Source organism: Streptomyces sp. LBL, from assembly GCF_029893585.1.
Taxonomy (GTDB): domain Bacteria; phylum Actinomycetota; class Actinomycetes; order Streptomycetales; family Streptomycetaceae; genus Streptomyces.
Map to the genome: position 1 here is coordinate 14,718 of NZ_JARXYX010000030.1, position 22,126 is coordinate 36,843.

The window sequence follows — 22,126 nt, forward strand, 5'->3', positions numbered from 1 at the left end:
CGGTGGCCTCTACCTTCGAATGCCGGTGGCGAACGGGAGGGTGTTCACAAAGGCGCGATGGTGCTCGCGGTCGCACCACTCCAGCTTCAGGTACGACTTTCCCGCCGAGGCCCGGATGGTCCGCTTGTCGCGGGCCAGGGCCTCGGGGCTACGGGAGGAGACGGTGATGTAGCCGACCAGGTTGACGCCGGCCGCGCCGCTCGCGAGGTCCTCGCCGCGCTGGTCCAGACGGTTGTGGGCGGCGATGTCACGAGGGTCGACGGTCCGGTTCATCTTGGCGGCGCGGGAGGCCTCGGCGTCGTCGTTGGTCTTTTCGGTCAGCATGCGTTCGATGGCTACCTCGGTGGGCTCGAGATCCATCGTCACGGCGACCGTTCGGATGACGTCCGGGGTGTGGACGAGGAGCGGCGCGAGGAAGTTGACGCCCACCGGGGTCATCGGCCATTCCTTCACCCAGGCGGTGGCGTGGCACCAGGGCGCGCGGGTGGACGACTCCCTCGTCTTGGCCTGGAGGTACGTCGGCTCCATGGCGTCCAGCTCGGCCGGCCAGGCGTTGCGCTTGGTCATCGCCTGGATGTGGTCTATGGGGTGGTCCGGGTCGTACATGGAGTGGATCAGCGACGCGAGGCGGCCCTGGCCCAGCGGCTGGCGGACGCGGATGTCCGCCTCCTGGAGGCGGGAGCAGATGTCCGTCAGCTCGCGGGCCATGACGACGGCGAGCCCGGCGTCCCGGTCGAGCTTGCGGCCGTTGTGGGGCCGTGCCGCCCGCGCCATGGTGTGCGCCTCGGCGGCGAGCTCGCGGGTGAAGTGCATACAGGCGACGAGGTACGCGCGGTGCTGCTCGCTGCTCGTCGACACCATCGACGCCAGCTGCTCGTACGACTCCTGCAGCCAGGGCATCGCCTTCTCGTCCCCGCGTACCGCGACGTCCTTGGCGTGGGCGTCGGGGTCGGCGGGGAGGGTGCGGGCGAGCATCTGCAGGCGGCTGACGAAGCCGTCGCCGTTGGCCACGTGCTTGAGGAGGGTGCCGAAGCGGTCGACGAGGGCTTCCTGGTCCTCGGAGTCGCGCAGGCCCACACCGGGCCCCTCGATCTCGATGGCCGCGGTGACGGTCCTGCGGTCCGCGTGGAGCAGTACGGCGATCTCGTCGGGGCCGAACGGGGCGGCGAGCCAGTTGATGCGGCCGATCCCCGGAGGCGGGCCGATCTCCACCTCCCGGCCGTCGAGGCCGGTGCCGGCCTCGACGACGCCGGAGCGGTAGGTGGCGGACCGCTTGACGGTGCGCTTGTAGCTGCGGTTGATCTCGAACCACTTGTAGACCGTGCGGCGCTTGTACGGCACGTAGACCACGGCCAGCGCCACCAAGGGGAAGCCCATCAGCAGGACGATGCGCATGGACAGCACCGGGACGAGGAGCCCGCACATCATGCCGAGGAACGCGCCGCCGATGATGAGCGCGATCTCGCCGGTCTCACGATTCCTGCCGACAATCGCGTTCGGCCGGGCGCGGCCGATCAGATATGTACGGCGGGGCGTGACCGCATGGGACACGTGGGACTCGGTCGTCAACGCCCTTCACCTCCCGTGCTGTTGGTACTGCTGTTGCGGGTGTTGCTGGCGTGGGGGGTGTTCACCGGGTTGCCCGCGCGGGGGACGGGGGCGGCGGAGGGGACAGATCCGCCGCCTCCGTTCGTGGAGCGCGAGCTGTGCGCGGCGACACCGCCGGACGCCGGGTTGCTCGGGCGGGCACCGACCGAGCCGCTCTGGCCTCCGCCGCCGCTGTCGGCGCGGGTGCTGTGCGTCTTGATGCCCTGCGCGACGAGGGTCGCCGGGGAGGTCATGACGGCCGCGGCCTTGCCTTCCGCGCCCCGCATGATGCGGTTGTTGCGGGAGTTGGCGATCTCGTCGCCGAAGCCGGGGACGAAACGGTAGATCATGCCGCTGGCGAAGATCGCGAGCAGGATGATGGCGAGGCCGGAGACGATCGCGGCGACCGAGTCGGGGCCGCCGTCGGCGGCCAGGGCTCCGGCCAGGCCGAGGACGATCACGATCACCGGCTTGACGAGGATGACCGCGATCATCACACCCGCCCAGCGGCGGACGTGACCCCACAGGTTCTTGTCGACGAGGCCGGCGTAGACGACGACGCCGAGGAGGGCGCCGACGTACAGCAGGACGGCCCTCAGGTACAGCTCCAGGTAGAGGACCCCGGCCGCGACGATGGAGACCAGCGACACCAGCATCAGCATGATCGGGCCGCCGCCGATGTCGTCGCCCTTGTCGAGGGCCGCCGAGAACGTGCCGAAGAACGTGTCCGTCTGATTGCCCGTCGTCTTCGCCAGGACGTCGCTGATGCTGTCCGTCGCGGAGACGACGGTGTACAGGATCAGCGGGGTGAAGGCGGAGGCGAGCACGGTCAGCCAGAGGAAGCCGATCGCCTCGCCGATGGCTGTGGAGAGCGGGACGCCGCGGACGGCCCGCTTGGCGACGGCCAGCAGCCACAGCAGCAGCGTGAGGACGGCGGAGGCGGCGAAGACCACGGCGTACTGCTGGAGGAACTTCGGGTTCGTGAAGTCGACGCTCGCGGTCTCCTTCACGGCCTTGCTGAGCTGGTCGACGGTCCAGGACGCGGCGTCGGCACAGCCCTTTGCCAGGGAGGAGAGGGGGTCGAGGGTGTCGGTGAGGGGGTTGGTCTTGGCGCTGCGGGCTCCGCTGGTGCCGTTGTCCTCTTCGCAGAGCTTTCTGGCGGCGCCCCCGACCAGGTCGCAGGAGTTGTTGCTCGGAGTGGGCGAAGGCGTCGGTGCCGCGAAGGCCCGCGTGGCCTTGAGCACGGTTGCGGTCTGCACCGCCGTGACGGCGGCAGCCAGTTTGAGTACGCGGTGGCTAGCGGGCATAGGTGAACCCTCCGTACTCCTGGACAGCCTTGGCCATCTCGTCGGCACTGGAAGCCCTGTCGTCGCCGGGAACGGGCGTTGGGCCGTCCTTCTGAGCGTGCGTCATGATCTTCCAGTCGCTGCCGGCCCACTCGAGTTTCATCGTGATGGTGAACCAGCTGTTCGTGACTGGGTTCGTGGAGCTATCGCCGGCCAGGCCGAACAGGCCGTTGCACCAGACCTCGACGTTCGCGTTGTTGGCGGAGGCCTCAGTGACCTTGGTGCCGATCGGGCTCGTACGGGATACGAACGTGTAGCCCGCCGGTGTGGAGCCGTTCGCGCTCAGGCCGACGTTCTTGTTGAACTCCGGGGTATAGGCCTTGTCCAGCGCCGCCTCCATGGCCGAGACCCGGGAGGGGGAGATGATCGCCTGCAGGATGGCGTCGCGCTTGGCCTTGTCGAACATGTCAGCTGATCCCAGCGCGACCGCGTAGTTCGCCGCCGCGCTCTGCGCCCCCTGTTTGTCCTGGGCGAAGCCCGATGTCACCGGCTTCTCTCCGCTGGCCGCTGTTGACGCTGCCTCAGGCTGGGCGCCCGGAGAGGAGGAGGATGTCTTGTCGGGGTTGTCGCCTCCGCGGTTCGCGAAGGCGATCGCGGCGATGAGGAGGACGATGACGCCGACGACCGTGACCAGGCTTCTGGAGGAGGAGCGGCCGCGCCGTGCGCCGCCGTACACGTCACCGCCCCGGTCGGGCAGGCGGGTGCGGGTGTGGCCCGTGCCGCCGTACCCGCCGGAGACCTCGTGGTCGTCCTCGAGAGTCATGCCGCGTACGCCCCCTCGACGTCGTGCGGAAACGCGTAGGAAAACGTGTACGAGTACGACGGTAGCCGTGCTGCTTCCCGCGCGGGCGCGGTGTTATGACTCGACATCAGGGAGACGCAACCTCAGCCGGTGGGCACGACGGACGGATGGGGTGGAGGGGAACCGGACGGACGCGCCCCGCACGGGCGGTGGTCACCCGTCTACACGGCCATGCCGTACACGATGGTGAACAACGTGCCGAGTGAGCCGATGATGAAGACTCCCGTCAGGCCCGCGATGATGAGGCCCTTGCCTTGCTCCGCGCTGAAGGTGTCGCGCAGGGCCGTGGCGCCGATGCGTTGTTTGGCGGCGCCCCAGATGGCGATGCCGAGGCAGAGCAGGATGGCCACCGCCATCACGACCTCGATCATCACCTTCGCCTCGTTGCCCAGGCTGCCGAAGGGGCCCCAGTCCGGAGCGATCCCGCCGATGATGGTGTTGATGTCACCCTTGTCGGCCGCATACAGCATGTAAGTCACCGCCCCTGGTGGGTAGTTCCGCTTCCCCTGCCTTGGCGCAGAGGTCAGCCCTCATTCTCGCCGACAATGTCGCTGCCGTATGTCGACTTGGCGTCATTGATTGGCGGGTTTCGTACTCATACCTTGCCACCGGTCCACGTCGGTACTCCGGGAATCCGTCGAACAGACGTCGGGCGGCATACAAAGAGTCGTATGGTCACTCTGTGTATCACGGCAGGTCACGCCGGGCAATGAGGCCGGAGCGGAACCTGACGCCGGTTCCGTCGTTGACCCCTTTTTACGACCTGTGTTCTGCGGGTGAAGGCTAACCCGGACCTGGCGAACGAGTCGCAGCTGGGTGCCACGGTCCGTAGGTGCGGGTCCCGGTGACGGTGGGTCAGCCAGCCTGTGCGGGCGCCGCCGCCTACGCTCGCCGGGTGCTCCAGGCGGTGGTCTCGCGAGTGGTCTCGCCGGTGCGGGTGCGGGTGCCGGTCCCCCGTGCCAGTGCCCGTGCCAGTGCCAGTGCCAGTGCCGGTCCCCGTGCTGTTGCTTGCTGCCGCGTCGGTGAGGGCGTAGGCGTCCTGGAGGCTGGAGGAGCCGTAGCCGGAGGGGGCCGTAGCTGGAGGGGGTGGTGCCCCCGGTTGCCCCATGGTGGTCCCCGGTGGTCCCTGGTCGTCCCCGGGGTGGCTCAGCGGGGCGTGAGGCCGTGGAGCAGGTGGCGGATCAGGTCGTCGGTCATGCCGAGGGCCGTGGCTGCGTCGAGCATGCTGTTCGCGGTGAAACTGGCGAGGCCGTGGAGGGTGGCGCCAACGATGAGGGTGAGGCGTTCCGGATCGTCCTCGACGATCTCGCCGCGCCGCTGCGCGTCGGCGATCACCCGCTCCAGGGTGCCCACCGTCCGGTCGACTCCGGCTGCCATCTGCTCGGTGGCCCCGGGTTCGTGCTTGCGGGTGTACATGAGCTCCAGGAGCTCGGTGTTGGCGGTGGCGAAGCCGAGGTAGGCGCGGGCCAGGGCGGTGAGGCGCGGTTCGAGGGAGGATGCGGGGTCGTCGGCGGCATCCAGGGCGCGGGCCAGCCGGTCGTAGCCGGCCAGGGCGAGGGCGTTGAGCAGGGCCTGCTTGTCCTTGAAGTGCCGGCCGGGGGCGGCGTGGCTGACGCCGACGTCCCGGGCCAGTTCGCGCAGCGAGAGGGAGCGGGCCCCCTTCTCTCGAAGGGTGCGCTCCGCGCTTTCGAGGAGGGCGGAGCGCAGGTCACCGTGGTGATAGGGGCGGCTTTCGGGCATGTGCGCCATCGTAACGCGATGTTGTCACTGCCACCTTTGTAGGCATTGTCATCATTGTTGTCGAGGCCTACATTGGGGTCATGGCAGCTGACAAGGGTGAGCGATGGAACGCGACCCACCTCCCCGACCTCGCAGGCCGGACGGCGGTCGTCACGGGCGCCAACAGCGGCATCGGCCGCACTGCGGCGGACGCGTTGGCCCGGGCGGGCGCGCATGTGGTGTTCGCCGTACGGGACGTGGAGCGGGGCCGCGGGGCGGCGGCGATGGTGAACGGCAGTACGGAGGTGCGCCGGCTGGACCTTGCGGATCTGTCCTCAGTACGGGAGTTCGCGGACGCCTGGCAGGCGCGTCCGCTGGATCTGCTGATCAACAACGCCGGCGTGATGATGATCCCGCAGCAGTTGACGAGGGACGGCTTCGAGATGCAGTTCGGCACGAACCACCTCGGGCACTTCGCGCTGACGAACCTGCTCCTGCCGTATGTCACCGACCGGGTCGTCACCGTCTCCTCGGGCGCCCATCGCTGGGGCGACGCGACGATCAACTTCGACGACCTCAACCTGACGTCCGCCTACAGCCCGCGCGGCGCCTACGCCCAGTCCAAACTGGCGAACCTGCTCTTCACCCTGGAGCTCCAGCGCCGCCTGACGGCCTCCGGCTCACCCGTCCGTGCCCTGGCCGCCCACCCCGGCTATGCGGCCACCAACCTCCAGAGCCACGCCGCCAGCCCGGCGGCCCGTGCAGTCATGCGCCTCAGCAACCGGCTCTTCGCCCAGAACGACCGCGCGGGCGCCCTGCCAACCCTCTACGCGGCGACCCAGGACCTCCCCGGTGCCAGCTACGTGGGCCCCGACGGCCTGGGCGAGATGCGAGGCGCGCCCACCCTGGTGGGCCGCTCGCCAGCAGCGAGCGACGCAACCACCGCCCGCCGCCTGTGGACGACGTCAGAAGCCCTCACAGGGACGGCTTTCCTCCTGCCCTCGCCCCCGGTGTCGATCAGGGAGTGATGGGTGGCCTTGTTTCACCTTCGAGTGCAAAACCGCAGGTCGGATGGCTCTTTCGGTGGAACAAATCCGCCAATTACCGGTTCCTTGGGCGAGGAGTCTTCGCCGCGGGGGCGCGGGGGTGCGATGTGCCTCCGTTCATGATTCCGACGGCAACCGGGTGACGCTGGTCGAGGATCCGGCGCCATAGCGGATCGGCGGATCGGCGGATCGGCGGATCAAAGGCCGAGGACACCGGGCAGGGATTGGTCGATCCGTGTGAGGGAGACCGGGCCGATGGTTCCCAGGAACGTGCCGTCGTGGAAAAGCGGGTCGTGTCGAACTGCGTGAGGTTGAGGGTGAAGCCACGGCTTCGGCGGGAGCGCTCAGGTGCACGGACATGACGGTGTCCGGATAGGCGCCGGGCGGATGCAGGACGATGGCGAGGCAGGCGCCGAAGGTCTCGTCGAGCCCAGCGGACGCCGGCCTCGGTGAAGGGTGGCGATCACCCTGGGTAAACGAACGTCGCCCGGATTCTCGAGTCTCGGGCGCAACCGCGGTCGCCGGGGACCGGTGATCGTCCGGTGGCGTTGGGCGTATCAGACGCGGTCGTGGAGAGTGACCTGGTAGCCGTCGGGGTCGGCGAAGGTGAAGGTCCGGCCGAAGGGGCCGTCGATCGGTGCGGAGACGATGGTGTGACCGTCGGCGACGAGAGCATCGTGAATGGCCTGGACGTCTGTGGCGTGGAGCCAGATCGCGGCACCGATGCCGGGCTGAGCAACGGATGCGAGATCGGTGCCGGGAACGACGTCGCGGAGTGCGAACGCGATCGGCTTCGTCTCGAAGACGACGGCGTGCGGGGGTCCGGCCTGCGAGCGGACGAGGCCGAGGTACTGCTCGTAGAACGCCTGTGAAGCGTCGAGGTCGCGCGCTTGGAGCGAGATGAAGTCGGGGCCGGTGACGGGCATGATGAAGCTCCTTCTTTTCATGTCAGTTTTCTGACACGGGTTAGGGTATGTCAGAATGCTGACATGAGTCAAAAGGGTGTGGGCGTCGACCTGGAGTCGTCACTGGGCTACCTGCTGAAAGAGGCGTCGAGCGCGCTCCGCGCGGCCATGGAGGCGGTGCTGCGGCCGCTCGGGATGAGCGTGACGCACTACTCCTGCCTCGAACTGCTGGCTCAACGACCGGGCTTGTCGAACTCCGAGCTCGCGCGTGGCGCGTTCGTGACACGGCAGTCGATGAACGTGCTGCTCCAGGCCCTGGAACGAGATGGCTACGTGACCAGGCCTGCGGAGGCACCCGTCGGGAAGGTTCTTCCCACGCGGCTCACGCCTCGCGGCCGACGGAGCCTGGAGAAGGCGACGGTAGCGGTCCGGTCCGTCGAGGTCAGAATGCTGGCCGGCATGACCGAGACCGAGCAGTCAGGCGCGTTCCGGATCCTGCAGAGCATGATCCATTCCCTGCGCGATGGCAACGACGGTGCATAGCTCGTTCCGGGGCGCACGTCTCGTCGCGCCCCGATGGGAGCGCAGCCGAGACCGAGGGGTGACCGGATCTGTTTTCGGGCCTGCCGTCGTTCTCGAGGGCGGGCGGGGACCGCGTGAGCTGTCCAGGGGCGAGCTTGAGGAGTGGATCCGCGGCAGGGGCAGCACTGTGCGCGTCATCGACGTAAGTAAGCGTGCGCGTCGGCGACGTAAGTAAGTAGGGCTGGGCTCCGGGGGATCGCGTAGAGCCCCTCACCCCGTTACGGCCAGACGCGCGCCCCGGCCTCGAAGACCTCGGGCGTGCTGTGCACCGGCAGGACGCACAGGAGGTGACCGCCGGGGGCGCGCAGGATGCGGCACTCCAGCCAGCGGCCGACCTGCGTGGCGCCCAGGCCGAGCAGGCGGGCGGTTTCGGCTTCCACGTCGTCGGTTTCGAGGTCGAGGTGGAAGCGGGGCGCGTCGTCGATCGCCTGTACGGCGACCTCCAGGCCGGGGATGGCCTCGTGCAGCGACGTGAACTGTTCCTCCGACGGGACCGGGCTGGTGGGTGCACCCAGCGCGGCGGACCAGAAGGCCGCGGCGGCCTCCGGCTCGGGGGTGTCGATCAAGAGCGCGGAGACGCGGCTTCTATGCATGCGGTGGATTCTCCGGCTCCTCGATTCCCTCCACGAAGTGGTCGAACTCGCCTGCTTGTACGCCGAGTACGAAGGCGTCCCACTTGCGGCGGTTCGTGGTGACGACGGTGTCGGGGTCGCTGGTCTCACGGAGGTAGACGGGGGCTTCATCGTCGTTGCCGTCGTCGTTGCCGTTGTTGTTGCCGTTGTTGTTTTCGCCGAAGGCGATCTCGATCCAGGGGCCGGGGCCGGTTGCCTCCGGCGGGGCGGCTCGGGTCCAGGTGAGGTTCGGGGGGACGTCAGACACGGGGGGTTTCCTTCTTGAGCGCGGTGAGCAAGGCGTCGAAGGCCAAGGCACGGGCGTCGAGTATGACCCCGATGGGGTCAGCGCTTTCGGTGAGATGGATCGTTCCGTCGGTTGCGGCCACGTTGAGGCAGGAGCTGCCCTCAGAGCAGTACGACGACTTCTGCCAGGTGTGCTCGGACATCTGGGTTCCTTTCACAGGTCCTGGACGATGGAGTGGATGAGGTCCCGTGTCTTCGAGGGCGTAAGTGACACAGCCTCAAGCCGGTCGAACAGAGTTCGGTACTTGTGCAACTGTGCCTCGGCGTCGAGGAAGGCGATGCCGTGGGACTGGTCGAGATAGACGGTGTCCAGTTGCGGTACCGGGCCGTGCACGTAGTAGATCGACTGTCCCGAGCCCGGATAGGCGCCGGCTTCGAACGTGATGGCGCGCACGGTGATGTGGTCCCGTTCGCTCATGTCCAAGAGGTGCCGCAGTTGTTCGCGGGCCACGGTGGGGCCGCCGACCTGCATACGGAGGGCCGCCTCGTGGACAACGGTCTCGTACGGGGTGGGGGCCTCGTCGCGGTAAAGGATCGCCTGCCGCTTGATACGGAAGGAGAGGCGGTGCTCAATGTCGGGCGGTGAGAGCTCGGTGACCGCTTGGCGGAAGATCTCGAGCGCGTAGGCGCGGGTTTGGAGCAGACCGGGGATGCGGGCTGTGGTGCTGTCTCGCACCGCCTCGGCGTGGTGTTCCAGCTCGGCCAGGTCGAGGAGTGGGCTTGGGAGCAGCTCGCGGTACTGCTCCCACCAGCCACGTCTCCGGTCGCCGGTCAATCCGGCGATGGCCTTGACAAGGGTTTTGTCGGGACAGTCGTAATGGCAGGCCAACAGGTGTACTCGCTCGGCGCTCACGCCAAGCCGTCCGGTCTCCATGTTGCTGACCTGCGCTTGTCGCATCCCGAGCAGGCGCGCGGCCTCCGTCGACGTCAGACCTGCTCGCTCTCGCAACTTGCGAAGTTCGGCACCGAACCTGAGTTGACGCCACGTCGGGTTGTTCCTCACGGGCATCCTCGCCCTGCCTCCGCACTGTTCGTCACCCACACGGGTGGTCGCTCCTATTCTCCTCCGGATTTGGGTGAAGAATATATCCCTGATTCGCTACGTTGATCTCAGGCGGCCTCGCCCAGAAGTACACCGTCCGACGGGGCGGCTGCGTCACTGGGCACAACAACCCACCGCAAGATTCCAACTCCCCTCAGTAACCGGAGACTTCCATGGCCACCGTATCCCCGTCCTGGGCCTACACCCTGCACCTCCCGCACGATCTGCGCGCACCGGGGATCGCCCGCGCGACCCTCCGTACCGTCCTCGATGCCCACGGGCTCTCCTCCCTCACGCCGACCGCCGAACTCCTCGCCTCCGAACTCCTCACCAACGCCCACGTCCACACCACCGGCCCCTACGCCCTCCGGCTCCGTGCGATGGAACCCGGCCGCCTCCGAGTCGCCGTATGGGATACGGATTCGAGGGTGCCGCCCGGATTCAACGCGGCCGGCGTCGTACCCGTAGCCCCGTGTGATGCCGAAGGCGGACGTGGGCTGCAGCTCGTGCGGGCCTGTGCCGATGCGGTGGGTGCCTCCGTGCTGGGAGAGCCGGGCGCGTCGGGCGGCGGGAAGCTGTTGTGGGCCGAGTGTCGGTGAGGTGAGCGACGACTGGTCGGCCGCTTCCGGCGACGCCGCTCTCGCCGGCGAGGTCATCTCCCGTCCGAGAAAGTCCTGTGAGGTCCGGGACAAGGGCGACTGGTGCGCCGTCGCCCGGGTATCCGTTCCCTCGTCGTCGACCCGCACAACGGCACCTGAGTCCTGCGCACCCGCCCTGACAACTGTGCTTACCAGGAGATACCGCCCGGCACGTTCGGAGGACGCGTGCGACTCTCGAACCCTTTCACCCGGAGATCACCACGGATGGCTGCTCGGTGTACGGCCCTTCGCCGCGTGGCTGACGCGTCTCTCACCTACATGCGGAATGCTGAGTTCCGATGATGAAACGCAGCCCACGTCACCTCCTCCACGTCGTCCTTGCCCTCGTCGTCCTGCTCGCCGTCGACTCGGCCTCCGAGGCGGCCGCCGGCGACGGCGCGGGGCCCTTCGGGGTGACCACCGTGGCCGGTCCCCGTGGGCACAGTGCGCGTGTGGGGGCTTTGTTCGCGGGTGGGCGGCACTTCTGCACCGCGTCCGTCGTGCACAGTCCGGGGCGGGATCTCATCGCCACCGCCGCGCATTGTCTGGACAAGAGCGCGGGTGAACTTGTCTTCGTGCCCGGGTATCGGGACGGGCGGTCTCCGTACGGGCGGTGGAAGGTCGCCCGGCGGTTTCTGCCCGACGGATGGGCCCAGGGGCAGGATGAGGACAGTGACGTCGCCTTCGCCGTCGTCGCTGGACGTGGCGGCCAGGAGGTCGAGGACCTCGTCGGCGGCAACCGTCTCGCCACCCGTACCGCCACCGGGGCCACCGCCGTCACCGTCACCGGGTATCCCGGCTCCCGCGAGGTGCCGGTCAGTTGCACCAACAGGCCTACGCCCCACAGTCGTACGCAGCAGCGCATCGGGTGTCCCGACTTCAGCGGGGGGACGAGTGGCAGTCCCTGGATCAACGGGGACGGGCAGCTCGTGGGCATCCTGGGCGGGCACGAGGAGGGCGGGGCCACTTCGGACGTGTCGTACAGCGTGGTCCTCGGGGCGGAGGCGGCGGAGTTGTACCGGGACGCGACGGCTGACGCGACGGAGGGCACGACGGCCGACGTGACGGAGGGCACGACGGAGGGCACGACGCGGGATCCGTGAGGCGCGCCCGATCACGCCACCCGTAACCCGCCGCCGTCTGATGACGCGGGCGCAACCCCACCACATCCTGATCGCGCCAGGCGCACCCCCGCCGCGGCTTGATCGCGCCTGGTTGCGCGGGTTTCCCGGTGGGAAGCTCCTAGACTGACGCGGGCGGACTCCCAGTGGCCGAGGGGCGGTTGACGGTGCGTAAGGCGTGGATCGTGGCGGGTGTCGCCGGTGGGGCGGGGCTCAGCTTCGTGATGCTGCTCGTCGTCGGCGTGTACCTGGTCGCCGGGAACATCGCGGGCGAGGCGGGCGGCGCGGTCAGGAAGCTGGCCAAGGGGGCCGTGCCCGCCGCCTACCAGGAACTCGTGCAGAAGTGGGGCACCATGTGCCCCGCGATCAATCCGGCCCTGCTCGCCGCGCAGCTCTACCAGGAGAGCGGGTTCAATCCGACGGCCCGGAGTCCCGCGGCGGCCCAGGGGATAGCTCAGTTCATCCCCGGTACGTGGGCCACGCACGGTGTCGACGGCGACGGGGACGGCGACAAGGACGTATGGGATCCGAAGGACGCGATTCCGTCGGCCGCGTCCTACGACTGCTCACTCGCCTCGTACGTGAAGGACGTCCCCGGGAATCTGACCGAGAACATGCTGGCCTCCTACAACGCGGGGGCGTACGCGGTGATCAAGTACGGGGGTGTGCCGCCGTACGCGGAGACCCGGAACTACGTGAAGACGATCACGACCCTGGAGGAGAGCTTCGCGGCTCCCGTCAGCCGGGTCGACCCGTCCGAGCAGGCGGCGGGCGCCATCGACTACGCGCAGAAGAAGCTCGGCACCCCTTATCTGTGGGGCGGCGACGGAACCGCCGCGTCCAACGGGCGGTTCGACTGTTCCGGCCTGACCAAGGCCGCGTACGAGAGTGTCGGGGTCACGCTGCCGCGGGTCGCCAACGACCAGTACAACGCGGGCCCGCATCCGTCCAGGGACGAGCTGCTTCCCGGCGATCTGGTGTTCCTCTCCAGCGACCTCTCCAACTCCCGGGCCATCCACCATGTGGGTATTTATGTGGGCGGCGGGTACATGATCGACGCACCGAGAACGGGTGCTGTGATCCGGTTCGACCGGATCGACACCCCTGACTACTTCGGGGCCACGCGGGTAACTGAAGATGGCGCGAAAGCGCTCCCCACCACCGTATGACCGAGCGTGAACCCACCCCCTGAACTGGGGTGATGAGTCTCTCTTCGATAACGTCTGAGTGATCATTCGGTGGAGTGTGGAACGTATGAACAAGAGTCGTGCGTTCCTGGTGACGTAGCGAATCTGCAACCAGCGGGGGCGGCAGAGAACGGCGTACGCAAAGGCGTGCCGGGAGAGACGACGAAGGGGCCGCGCACCATGGCTGGACTCGCAGAATCCGGGTCGAACCCTGACGTCGATCTGCTGTACGACATCAACGGCCTCGCCAAGGACGCGCCCGCCTGGTTCGACCGGGTCGTGGAGTTCGTCGGCGAGTACGGGCTGCTGCTCGCCATGGTGCTGCTCGTGCTGGGGTGCTGGTGGTCGGTGCGCCGACGGGGCGGTCAGGACGCGGCGTCGTCCGTGGCCGCGCTGATCTGGACGCCGCTGGCCGCCGGTGTCGCGGTGCTGGTGAACGTGCCGATACGGGGCTTCGTCGAGCGGCCCCGGCCGTTCCGCACCCATGAGGGGATCGATGTCCTGGTCTCCGGCAAGACGGACTACTCGTTCGTCAGCGACCACGCGACGATCACCATGGCGATGGCGGTCGGACTGTTCGTCGCGAACCGCAAGTTCGGGCTCCTCGGCCTCGGGCTCGCGCTGCTCGAAGGCTTCTGCCGGATCTACATGGGCGTGCACTACCCGACGGACGTCGTCGGCGGCTTCGCGCTCGGCACCGCGGTCGCCCTGCTGCTGTCCCCGGTGGCCATGGCCCTGCTGACCCCGCTCACCAAGGCGATCGAGCGGTCCCCGCGGGCCGGCCGGCTGATCCGGGCGCGTGGGCGGTCGCACGACGATCGGGACGCGGTGCTTCCGGGGGCGCGGCAGGAGGCCGCGGGCGCCGGCGCCGAGGAACGGGACCTTGCCGCGTAGCCGGCTGCCGGTCGACCGTGTTGCCGACGGTCGGTCGACCTCGTAGTCGACAGTCGCTCCACTGCATTGCCGACTACCGGTCCACCTCGTAGTCGACAGCCGGTCCACCGTGTGGAACCGCCGGCCCCGCGGGGAACCGTCGGCCCGCTTACAGCGCCTGGGGGTAGCTGAAGAAGCGGCTCGGGTCGTACTGCTTCTTGACGGTGGCCAGGCGCGCTGCCGCGTCGCCGTAGTACGCCGTGCGCCAGTTGGTCAGGGTCGGGTCGGTGTAGTTCTGGTAGGCGGCGCCCGAGGCGTACGGCTTCATCGCGTTGTGGGCCGTGGTCAGCCAGGACTGGGCCGTCGAGCCGCTGGTGCCGGCCTGCCAGGCGGCGATGTACTGGGCCAGCATCCGTGAACGGCGGTGGACGAACGCCGTCGCGGTCGGGGAGACCCGGTTGACCGCCCCGCCGAGCGCCGTGAACGCGATGCTGCCGGTGCCGCCGCGGATCGCGTTCATCTGCTTGAGCAGCGTCTGGATGCCGGCCGGGGAGAGCGAGCGGTCGAAGAAGTCGGAGCGGGCCGCGTAGGTCTCGCGGCCGAGCGCGCCCTGTCGGGAGCGGCCCGGCGTCGCGCCCGGCAGATGGCACTGGGCGTCGGTCGAGAAGGACGAGCAGCCGGCGTAGATCTCCATCGCCTCCTCGTAGCCGCGGCGGCGGAGCGAGACGCTGCTCGCGGGGGCGCCGACCTTGTCCGCGAGGCGGTCGACCGCGTTCTTGAGTTCGCCGTACGTGCCGACGGAGAAGGCGGCGACCGAGACGGTGGCATGGCCGCCGGGCGCGCCCGCCAGGTGCAGGGACGACCAGATCTCGTCGGGCTGGGACGGCCCCCACCCCTGCCAGGCCTTCATCACGGCGGCCGCCCTCGACCACGGCCAGGACAGGTACGCCGTCACCGCCTGCGGGGCCGGGTGGGTCCTGAACTGCAGTTCCGTGACGACGCCGAAGTTGCCGTTGCCCGCGCCGCGCAGGGCCCAGAAGAGGTCCTTGTGGTCGGTGGCGTTCGCGGTGAGCTGCTTGCCGTCGGCCGTGATCAGGGTGGCCTGGGTGAGGCTGTCGCAGGTCAGGCCGTATGCCCGGGAGACGACCCCGTGGCCGCCGCCGAGGGTGAGGCCGGAGACGCCGACGGTCGGGCACGAGCCCGCGGGGATCGTCACGCCCTTCGCGGCCAGGGCCCGGTAGACGTCGATGAGTTTGGCGCCCGCGCCCACGACCGCCGAGGTCCCGCTGGCCCGGACGCGGTTCAGCTTGGAGACGTCGATGATCAGGCGGTTGTTGCCGGAGGACCAACCGGCGTAGGAGTGGCCGCCGTTGCGGATGGCCACGTGGAGGGAGTGGGCGCGGGCGTAGGAGAGGGTCGTACGGATGTCGTCGGTGTTCGCCACGTAGGCGACGGCGGCGGGCTTCAGCGCGTCGAAGCGGGTGTTGTAAAGCTGACGGGCGGCCGGCCAGTCGGCGTCGCCGGGGCGGACGAGGAGGCCGTCGAGGTCGCGGGCGAGGGCGGCCCAGTTGGCGGCGGCGGCCGAACTGGCGCTCCGGAACGACGTGCGGGACGCTGAGACCGAGGGGCTCGCGGCGGCCGAGCCGCCGCCGGCCTTGCAGGCCGTCGTCAGCGCCGCGAGTGTGGCGGCGGTGCCGCCGACGAACGTACGCCGCTCCATGTCTGTGCCTTCCGTCGACCTCGTGGAACGAGACGGTCTTACGAGACCACGGGTTCCACTGAAGGGGCCGACCCACGCCCGGCGACCGCTCCGACAGTGATCGTGACGGAACCGGAACCGCCGTGTGCCCTCGCCGTAAGCCTTCCGTGACCTAACCACACCGCCGTCAGGGGTTCACCTTCCGTTCACTTGTGGCCGTAGGTGGCTTCACCTCTTCTGCCTAATTTCGGACTTACGCGGTGCGGTGCGTCCCTCGGGTACGCGCCCGCATCACCCAGACTTCGCGCACGCCGCCGGATTTCAGGACGGCGGCTCCTGGAAGGAACTCCCTCAGTGAAGCTTCAGCGCATGAACCGGCGGGCCCTCACCCTCGGTGCTCTCGCCGTCTCCGGCGCCCTGGCCCTCACGGCGTGCGGCTCCGACGACACCAGCAAGGCCGGCGACAGCAGCGCTTCCTCTACTGCGCAGGCCGGCAGCATCAAGTGTGACGACGCCAAGGGCCAGCTCCTCGCTGACGGCTCGTCCGCGCAGAAGAACGCGATCGACGCCTGGGTCAAGCAGTTCACCCAGGCCTGTGGCGTGCAGGTCAACTACAAGGGCAGCGGCTCCGGCGCCGGTATCACCGCGTTCACGCAGGGCCAGGTCGCCTTCGCCGGTTCCGACTCCGCGCTGAAGCCCGAAGAGGTCACCGCCTCCAAGAGCGTCTGCTCCGGCGGCCAGGGCATCGACCTCCCGATGGTCGGCGGCCCGATCGCGGTCGGCTTCAACGTCCCGAATGTGGACAAGCTCGTCCTGGACGCGCCGACCCTCGCCAAGATCTTCAACGGCAAGATCACGAACTGGAACGACGAGGCGATCAAGAAGCTGAACCCCGACGCGAAGCTTCCCTCCCTCAAGATCCAGGCGTTCCACCGCTCCGAGGACTCCGGTACCACGGACAACTTCACCAAGTACCTGATCGCGTCCGCCAAGAGCGACTGGCCCTACGAGGGCGGCAAGGCCTGGCAGGCCAAGGGCGGCCAGGCCGCGTCCGGCTCCTCAGGCATCGCCCAGCAGGTCAAGCAGACCTCCGGCGCGATCGGCTACATGGAGCTGTCGTACGCCAAGGACGGCATCAACCCGGTCAGCATCGACACGGGTGCCTCCGCCCCCGTCGACGCCACGGTGGAGAACGCGACCAAGGCGATCTCCGACGCCAAGGTCGTCGGCACCGGCAAGGACCTGGCGCTGAAGCTGAACTACGCGACCAAGGCCGACGGCGCCTACCCGATCACCCTCGTCACCTACGAGATCGCCTGCGACAAGGGCAACAAGGCGGAGACCCTGGCCGCCACCAAGGCGTTCCTGAGCTACATCGCCTCCGAGGACGGCCAGAAGGTCCTCTCGGACAACGACTACGCGCCGATCCCCGCGGACATCATCGCCAAGGTCCGCACCACCATCGACGGCCTGAGCTGATCTGAGTAAGCGGCCCGGTCCGGGGCCTGAAAACCCCGGACCGGGCCCGCATCGTCCGGTGCACCGCCGCCAGGAGCCGCCGCCGACCGTGAACGGCTCCACGGGGCCGTACGGCGCGTACGGCTCCGCAGACCGGAGAACCCGATGGACATATCCACGAAGAAGAACACCGAAGCCCCTCCCCCTCCCCCACGGCCCGACGCGGCCGAGCAGAAGCGCGCGGCCCGTGGCGCCACCCGACCCGGCGACCGGATCTTCCTCGGTCTCTCCCGCGGGTCGGGCATCCTGCTGCTCGTGATCATGGCCGCGATCGCGGGCTTCCTGGCCTACCGCGCCTCGATCGCGATCAGCAAGGACGACGCCAACTTCCTCACCACCTTCGAGTGGAGCACGAGCCTGCTCCCGCCGAAGTTCGGCATCGCCGTCCTCGCCTTCGGCACGGTCGTCTCCTCGATCATCGCCATGGTCATCGCGGTCCCGATCGCCGTCGCGATCGCGCTGTTCCTCACGCACTACGCCCCGCGCAAGCTGAGCGGTCCGATCTCCTACGTGATCGACCTGCTCGCCGCGGTGCCGTCCATCGTGTACGGCCTGTGGGGCGCCCTCATCCTCGTCCCGCACATGACCGGCCTCTTCGGCTGGCTGGACAAGTACCTCGGCTGGACCGGCATCTTCTCCTGGCAGGGCGGGGCGCCCCGCTCGATGCTGACCGTCGGTGTCCTGCTCGCGATCATGATCCTGCCGATCATCACCAACGTGAGCCGCGAGGTCTTCCGCCAGTCTCCGCAGATGATCCAAGAGGCGGCCCTCGCCCTCGGCGCCACCCGCTGGGAGGTCATCCGCATGGCGGTGATCCCCTTCGGCCGCTCCGGTGTGATCTCCGCGTCGATGCTCGGCCTCGGCCGCGCGCTCGGCGAGACGATGGCCGTCGCCACCGTGCTCTCCCCGACCTTCGACATCCAGGCCAGCCTGCTCGACCCGGGCGGCGGCACCTTCGCCCAGAACATCGCCAGCAAGTTCAGTGAGGCCAGCGAGCTCGGCCGGGACGCGCTGATCGCCTCCGGTCTGGTCCTGTTCGTCATCACCCTGCTGGTCAACGGCGCGGCGCGGATGATCATCGCTCGCCGCAAGGAGTACTCGGGGGCCAACGCATGAGCACCGCAGTCGCCGACAAGCGCCCCGCCAGCACCCTGCGCGGCGCCAGCCTTCCCAAGTGGTCGCCGTACGCCATCGCCGTCGGCTCGGTAGCCGTCGCGGTCGGCATCGGCCTGGCCGCCGGCCTGGACAGCAAGGTCCAGTGGGGCCTGATCGCCGGGATCCTCTTCGTCCTGGGTACGTATGTGATCTCCGCCCGCGTCGAGGGCCGCCGCCAGGCCAAGGACCGGGTCGCGACCTCGCTGGTCTGGGTCGCCTTCCTGCTCGCCGTGGTCCCGCTGGTCTCCCTGGTGTGGACCACCGTCTCGCGTGGTGTGAAGGTCCTCGACTTCTACTTCCTGAGCCACTCGATGGGCCTGGTCGCCGACACCGAGCCGGGCGGCGGTATCTACCACGCCATCATCGGCAGCCTGGAGCAGGTCGGGCTGGCCACGGTGATCGCCGCCCCGATCGGTGTGCTCACCGCGGTCTACCTGGTCGAGTACGGGCGCGGCAACCTCGCCCGGTCCGTCACGTTCTTCGTCGACGTGATGACCGGTATCCCGTCGATCGTCGCCGGTCTGTTCATCCTCAGCATCATGCTGATGTTCGACATGCAGCCCTTCGGCTTCGCCGGTTCGCTGGCGCTGGCCATCCTGATGATGCCGGTCGTCGTCCGCTCCACGGAGGAGATGCTCAAGCTCGTCCCGAACGAGCTGCGCGAGGCCTCCCTGGCGCTGGGCGTCCCGAAGTGGCGCACGATCCTGAAGGTGGTCCTGCCGACCTCGATCGGCGGCATCACCACCGGCATCATGCTGGCGGTCGCCCGTATCGCGGGCGAGACCGCGCCGGTCCTGCTGCTGGTGTGGGGCAACTCGCTCATCAACACCAACCCCTTCGAGGGTGCGCAGCAGTCGTTGCCGCTGTACATCTATCAGCAGTACGCGAACAGCGCGGGCTCCGGTGCGGCGTACGACCGTGCGTGGGCGGCGGCGCTGACGCTGATCGCGTTCGTGATGATCCTCAACCTGCTGGCCCGCGGGATCGCCCGCTGGAAGGCACCGAAGACCGGTCGCTGACGCGGCCATCCGGCGACTGATTCTGAAGGTGAAGTAGAGACATGGCCAAGCGAATCGACGTAAGCGGGCTCACCGCCTACTACAGCGCCCACAAGGCGATCGAGGACATCTCGATGACGGTCGAGCCGCGTTCGGTGACGGCTTTCATCGGCCCCTCCGGCTGCGGCAAGTCGACGTTCCTGCGCACGCTGAACCGGATGCACGAGGTCACCCCCGGTGGCCGCGTCGAGGGCAAAGTGCTGCTGGACGACGAGGACCTGTACGGGCAGGGCATAGACCCGGTGTCGGTGCGCCGCGAGGTCGGCATGGTGTTCCAGCGGCCGAACCCGTTCCCCACCATGTCGATCTTCGACAACGTGGCGGCGGGGCTGCGGCTGAACGGCAGCTACAAGAAGAACGAGCTCGGCGACATCGTCGAGAAGTCGCTCAAGGGCGCGAACCTCTGGAACGAGGTGAAGGACCGTCTGAACAAGCCGGGTTCCGGTCTGTCGGGCGGTCAGCAGCAGCGGCTGTGCATCGCGCGGGCGATCGCGGTGGAGCCGAACGTGCTGCTCATGGACGAGCCCTGCTCGGCCCTGGACCCGATCTCCACGCTCGCCATCGAGGACCTCATCGGTGAGCTGAAGGAGCGCTTCACGATCGTCATCGTGACGCACAACATGCAGCAGGCGGCGCGGGTGTCGGACCGCACGGCGTTCTTCAACCTCTCGGCGGTCGGGCAGCCCGGCCGTCTGATCGAGATCGACGAGACGGAGCGGATCTTCTCCAACCCGTCGGTGCAGGCCACGGAGGACTACATCTCCGGCCGCTTCGGCTGAGCCGACGCGGTCCATGACCCCTCGCGGTGCTGCATGGCGGTGCCACCGCGAGGACGAAGAGGGCCCGCCCCCCGGCTTCCGGGGGGCGGGCCCATCTCGTCGGCAAGAAGTGAACCTCTGAACGCCGGGGACTCCGACCCCGGAAAACTGCGGGTCAGATCCCGGGAACGGCTGCGGGTCAGATCCCCGGCAACAGCCGCGGGCCGGATCCCCGGCAACAGCCGCGAGGCCAGATCCCCGGCAACAGCCGCGGGCCGGATCCCCGGCAACAGTCGCGAGGCCAGATCCCCGACAACAGTCGCGAGGCCAGATCCCCGACAACAGTCGCGAGGCCAGATCCCCGGCAACAGCAGCGGGCCAGATCCCCGGCAACAACTGCTACAGGAAGGCCAGATCCACGATCCAGTACGCCAACGCCGCCACGGCCGCCGCCGCCGGCATGGTGATGAACCAGCCCAGGATGATGTTCTTGGCGATACCCCAGCGGACCGCTTTCACCCGCTTCGTCGCGCCGACGCCCATGATCGCGGAGGTGATGACGTGGGTCGTGGAGATCGGCGCCTTGAAGATGAACGCCGTGGTGAACATGATCGACGCACCGGTCGTCTCCGCGGCGAAGCCCTGCGGCGGGTCCAACTCGATGATCTTGCGGCCGAGCGTGCGCATGATGCGCCAGCCGCCGGCGTACGTCCCGAGCGACAGCATCACCGCGCACACGATCTTGACCCAGACCGGGATCGGATCGCCGGCGTCCTCGACGTCCGCGATGACCAGCGCCATGACCACGATGCCCATGGTCTTCTGCGCGTCCTGGAGACCGTGTCCGAGGGCCATGCCGGCCGCGGAGACGGTCTGGGCTATGCGGAAGCCGCGCTTGGCCTTGTGCGGGTTGGCCCGGCGGAAGAGCCACATGATCGCCGTCATGACCAGGTAGCCGACCACGAGGCCCACCACCGGCGAGACGAACATCGGGATGACGATCTTGTCCAGCACGCCGTTCCAGTACACGGTCGTACCGCCGGCCAGCGCCGCCCCGACCATCCCGCCGAACAGCGCGTGCGAGGAGGAGGAGGGAAGGCCGAAGTACCAGGTGACGAGGTTCCAGGTGATCGCGCCTATGAGTGCCGCGAAGAGGATCCCCATCCCCTTCGAGCCCTCGGGCGTCTGGATCACCCCCTGGCTGACGGTCTTGGCGACCCCGGAGCCGAGAAATGCACCGGCAAGGTTCATGACAGCTGCCATCGCGAGCGCGGCCCGTGGCGTGAGCGCGCGCGTCGACACCGACGTGGCGATGGCGTTCGCCGAGTCGTGAAAGCCGTTCGTGTAGGTGAATCCGAGCGCGACCCCGATGGTCACGATCAACGCGAAGGTGTCCATGGAAAGGTCAGGACTCCTTGACGGCGATGGTCTCCACCGTGTTCGCCACGTGCTCGAACGCGTCCGCTGCTTCCTCCAGCACGTCCACGATCTGCTTGAGCTTCAGCACCTCGATGGCCTCGTACTTGCCGTTGAACAGCATGGCGAGCAGCTTGCGGTGGATCTGGTCCGCCTGGTTCTCCAGCCGGTTGACCTCGATCCAGTACTCGGTGAGGTTGTCCATCGTGCGCAGGTTCGGCATCGCCTCGGCGGTCAGGACCGCCGCCCGAGCCAGCACCTCGACCTGCTGCTCGACGCCCTTGGGCAGTTCCTCCACGTTGTAGAGGACGACCAGGTCGACGGCCTCCTCCATGAAGTCCATGATGTCGTCCAGGGAGGACGCGAGGTTGTAGATGTCCTCCCGGTCGAAGGGCGTGATGAAGGAGGAGTTCAGCTGGTGGAAGATCGCGTGCGTGGCATCGTCACCTGCGTGTTCCGCGGCCCGCATACGCTCGGCGATCTCGGCCCGGGCGGAGGCGTCCGCCCCGAGCAGTTCCATGAGGAGTTTCGAGCCTGTGACGATGTTGTCCGCAGATGCGGCGAACATGTCGTAGAAGCTCGTCTCCCTGGGGGTCAGACGAAAGCGCACAAGGGGTCCTCGGGGAGCATCGGTTTCGGTCTGGCTGATGCTAGGTGCATCATCCGGCCACGACTGTCGGGCCGTCCCCCAGTGTCGCCCATGGGGCAGAGCGTTCGGCACGGGGGCCGTCCGCAGGCCGCATACCCAGGAAAGTTC

At 68.4% G+C, this 22,126-nt stretch carries 23 protein-coding genes; 10 read left to right on the forward strand and 13 right to left on the reverse strand.

Annotated features, from left to right (window positions below):
* Positions 1-9: 9 nt before the first annotated feature.
* From M2271_RS30805 to M2271_RS30825, 5 genes are all read right to left on the reverse strand, one after another.
* Positions 10-1,569 (reverse strand): SCO6880 family protein, encoded by a 1,560-nt coding sequence (locus M2271_RS30805; RefSeq protein ID WP_280890668.1) that lies wholly within the window; start codon positions 1,567-1,569, stop codon positions 10-12.
* The gene (locus tag M2271_RS30810) at positions 1,566-2,894 is read right to left on the reverse strand and encodes a hypothetical protein (RefSeq protein ID WP_280890669.1); all 1,329 of its coding nucleotides are present in this window, start codon (positions 2,892-2,894) and stop codon (positions 1,566-1,568) included. Before M2271_RS30810 ends, M2271_RS30805 begins: the two co-directional genes overlap by 4 nt.
* Complete coding sequence (locus M2271_RS30815) at positions 2,884-3,696, reverse strand: hypothetical protein (RefSeq protein ID WP_280890670.1); 813 nt, start codon at positions 3,694-3,696, stop codon at positions 2,884-2,886. Before M2271_RS30815 ends, M2271_RS30810 begins: the two co-directional genes overlap by 11 nt.
* 200 nt (positions 3,697-3,896) lie before the next feature.
* On the reverse strand, positions 3,897-4,205 hold the full coding sequence (locus M2271_RS30820; protein ID WP_280890671.1) for a hypothetical protein: 309 nt from the start codon (positions 4,203-4,205) through the stop codon (positions 3,897-3,899).
* A 676-nt stretch (positions 4,206-4,881) separates the two neighbouring features.
* Complete coding sequence (locus tag M2271_RS30825) at positions 4,882-5,484, reverse strand: TetR/AcrR family transcriptional regulator (RefSeq protein WP_280890672.1); 603 nt, start codon at positions 5,482-5,484, stop codon at positions 4,882-4,884.
* 71 nt (positions 5,485-5,555) lie between these two features.
* Between M2271_RS30825 and M2271_RS30830 the strand changes: the two genes are divergently transcribed.
* The gene (locus M2271_RS30830; protein ID WP_280890673.1) at positions 5,556-6,482 is read left to right on the forward strand and encodes an oxidoreductase; all 927 of its coding nucleotides are present in this window, start codon (positions 5,556-5,558) and stop codon (positions 6,480-6,482) included.
* A 575-nt stretch (positions 6,483-7,057) separates the two neighbouring features.
* Here the strand turns inward: M2271_RS30830 and M2271_RS30835 are convergent.
* Positions 7,058-7,426 (reverse strand): VOC family protein, encoded by a 369-nt coding sequence (locus tag M2271_RS30835; protein ID WP_280890674.1) that lies wholly within the window; start codon positions 7,424-7,426, stop codon positions 7,058-7,060.
* A 63-nt stretch (positions 7,427-7,489) separates the two neighbouring features.
* Here M2271_RS30835 and M2271_RS30840 point away from each other — a divergent pair, with 63 nt between their 5' ends.
* Positions 7,490-7,948 carry a MarR family transcriptional regulator gene (locus M2271_RS30840; RefSeq protein ID WP_280890675.1) on the forward strand — a complete coding sequence of 153 codons (459 nt, stop codon included), beginning with the start codon at positions 7,490-7,492 and terminating at the stop codon, positions 7,946-7,948.
* Positions 7,949-8,205: 257 nt separating this feature from the next.
* On the opposite strand, the gene M2271_RS30845 is transcribed toward M2271_RS30840, so the two are convergent.
* Genes M2271_RS30845 through M2271_RS30860 form a run of 4 tightly spaced genes read right to left on the reverse strand, consistent with a single transcriptional unit; the run spans position 8,206 to position 9,913 of the window.
* Positions 8,206-8,580, reverse strand: coding sequence for a VOC family protein (locus M2271_RS30845; protein ID WP_280890676.1), 375 nt, complete (start codon positions 8,578-8,580; stop codon positions 8,206-8,208).
* On the reverse strand, positions 8,573-8,866 hold the full coding sequence (locus M2271_RS30850; RefSeq protein ID WP_280890677.1) for a DUF397 domain-containing protein: 294 nt from the start codon (positions 8,864-8,866) through the stop codon (positions 8,573-8,575). The genes M2271_RS30845 and M2271_RS30850 overlap by 8 nt, the downstream gene beginning before the upstream one ends.
* Entirely contained in the window at positions 8,859-9,047 is a 189-nt protein-coding gene (locus M2271_RS30855; RefSeq protein WP_280890678.1) for a DUF397 domain-containing protein, read from the reverse strand. Before M2271_RS30855 ends, M2271_RS30850 begins: the two co-directional genes overlap by 8 nt.
* Before the next feature lie 11 nt (positions 9,048-9,058).
* The gene (locus M2271_RS30860) at positions 9,059-9,913 is read right to left on the reverse strand and encodes a helix-turn-helix transcriptional regulator (RefSeq protein WP_280890679.1); all 855 of its coding nucleotides are present in this window, start codon (positions 9,911-9,913) and stop codon (positions 9,059-9,061) included.
* Positions 9,914-10,119: 206 nt separating this feature from the next.
* Here M2271_RS30860 and M2271_RS30865 point away from each other — a divergent pair, with 206 nt between their 5' ends.
* The 4 genes from M2271_RS30865 (at position 10,120) to M2271_RS30880 (ending at position 13,786) form a co-directional block, all read left to right on the forward strand.
* The gene (locus tag M2271_RS30865) at positions 10,120-10,545 is read left to right on the forward strand and encodes an ATP-binding protein (RefSeq protein WP_280890680.1); all 426 of its coding nucleotides are present in this window, start codon (positions 10,120-10,122) and stop codon (positions 10,543-10,545) included.
* Between the two features lie 341 nt (positions 10,546-10,886).
* Complete coding sequence (locus M2271_RS30870) at positions 10,887-11,687, forward strand: trypsin-like peptidase domain-containing protein (protein ID WP_280890789.1); 801 nt, start codon at positions 10,887-10,889, stop codon at positions 11,685-11,687.
* Between the two features lie 179 nt (positions 11,688-11,866).
* Positions 11,867-12,874 (forward strand): bifunctional lytic transglycosylase/C40 family peptidase, encoded by a 1,008-nt coding sequence (locus M2271_RS30875; protein ID WP_280890681.1) that lies wholly within the window; start codon positions 11,867-11,869, stop codon positions 12,872-12,874.
* 198 nt (positions 12,875-13,072) lie between these two features.
* Positions 13,073-13,786: a phosphatase PAP2 family protein gene (locus M2271_RS30880; RefSeq protein ID WP_280890682.1), complete on the forward strand. Its 714-nt coding sequence runs from the start codon at positions 13,073-13,075 to the stop codon at positions 13,784-13,786.
* Positions 13,787-13,934: 148 nt separating this feature from the next.
* Here the strand turns inward: M2271_RS30880 and M2271_RS30885 are convergent, their stop codons facing one another.
* Positions 13,935-15,485, reverse strand: a complete 1,551-nt coding sequence (locus M2271_RS30885) for an FAD-binding oxidoreductase (RefSeq protein WP_280890683.1) — start codon at positions 15,483-15,485, stop codon at positions 13,935-13,937.
* A 333-nt stretch (positions 15,486-15,818) separates the two neighbouring features.
* Between M2271_RS30885 and pstS the strand changes: the two genes are divergently transcribed.
* The 4 genes from pstS (at position 15,819) to pstB (ending at position 19,974) form a co-directional block, all read left to right on the forward strand.
* Complete coding sequence (gene pstS, locus M2271_RS30890) at positions 15,819-16,943, forward strand: phosphate ABC transporter substrate-binding protein PstS (protein ID WP_280890684.1); 1,125 nt, start codon at positions 15,819-15,821, stop codon at positions 16,941-16,943.
* A 144-nt stretch (positions 16,944-17,087) separates the two neighbouring features.
* Complete coding sequence (gene pstC / locus M2271_RS30895; RefSeq protein ID WP_280890685.1) at positions 17,088-18,098, forward strand: phosphate ABC transporter permease subunit PstC; 1,011 nt, start codon at positions 17,088-17,090, stop codon at positions 18,096-18,098.
* Positions 18,095-19,156 (forward strand): phosphate ABC transporter permease PstA, encoded by a 1,062-nt coding sequence (pstA, locus tag M2271_RS30900; RefSeq protein WP_280890686.1) that lies wholly within the window; start codon positions 18,095-18,097, stop codon positions 19,154-19,156. The genes pstC and pstA overlap by 4 nt, the downstream gene beginning before the upstream one ends.
* A 41-nt stretch (positions 19,157-19,197) precedes the next feature.
* A complete protein-coding gene (gene pstB, locus M2271_RS30905) occupies positions 19,198-19,974 on the forward strand; it encodes a phosphate ABC transporter ATP-binding protein PstB (RefSeq protein WP_280890687.1) in 777 nt (258 codons plus the stop codon).
* Positions 19,975-20,352: 378 nt separating this feature from the next.
* Here the strand turns inward: pstB and M2271_RS30910 are convergent, their stop codons facing one another.
* Both M2271_RS30910 and M2271_RS30915 read right to left on the reverse strand, forming a co-directional pair.
* The gene (locus M2271_RS30910; protein ID WP_280890688.1) at positions 20,353-21,351 is read right to left on the reverse strand and encodes an inorganic phosphate transporter; all 999 of its coding nucleotides are present in this window, start codon (positions 21,349-21,351) and stop codon (positions 20,353-20,355) included.
* A gap of 7 nt (positions 21,352-21,358) precedes the next feature.
* Complete coding sequence (locus tag M2271_RS30915) at positions 21,359-21,979, reverse strand: DUF47 family protein (protein WP_280890689.1); 621 nt, start codon at positions 21,977-21,979, stop codon at positions 21,359-21,361.
* Positions 21,980-22,126 lie beyond the last annotated feature (147 nt).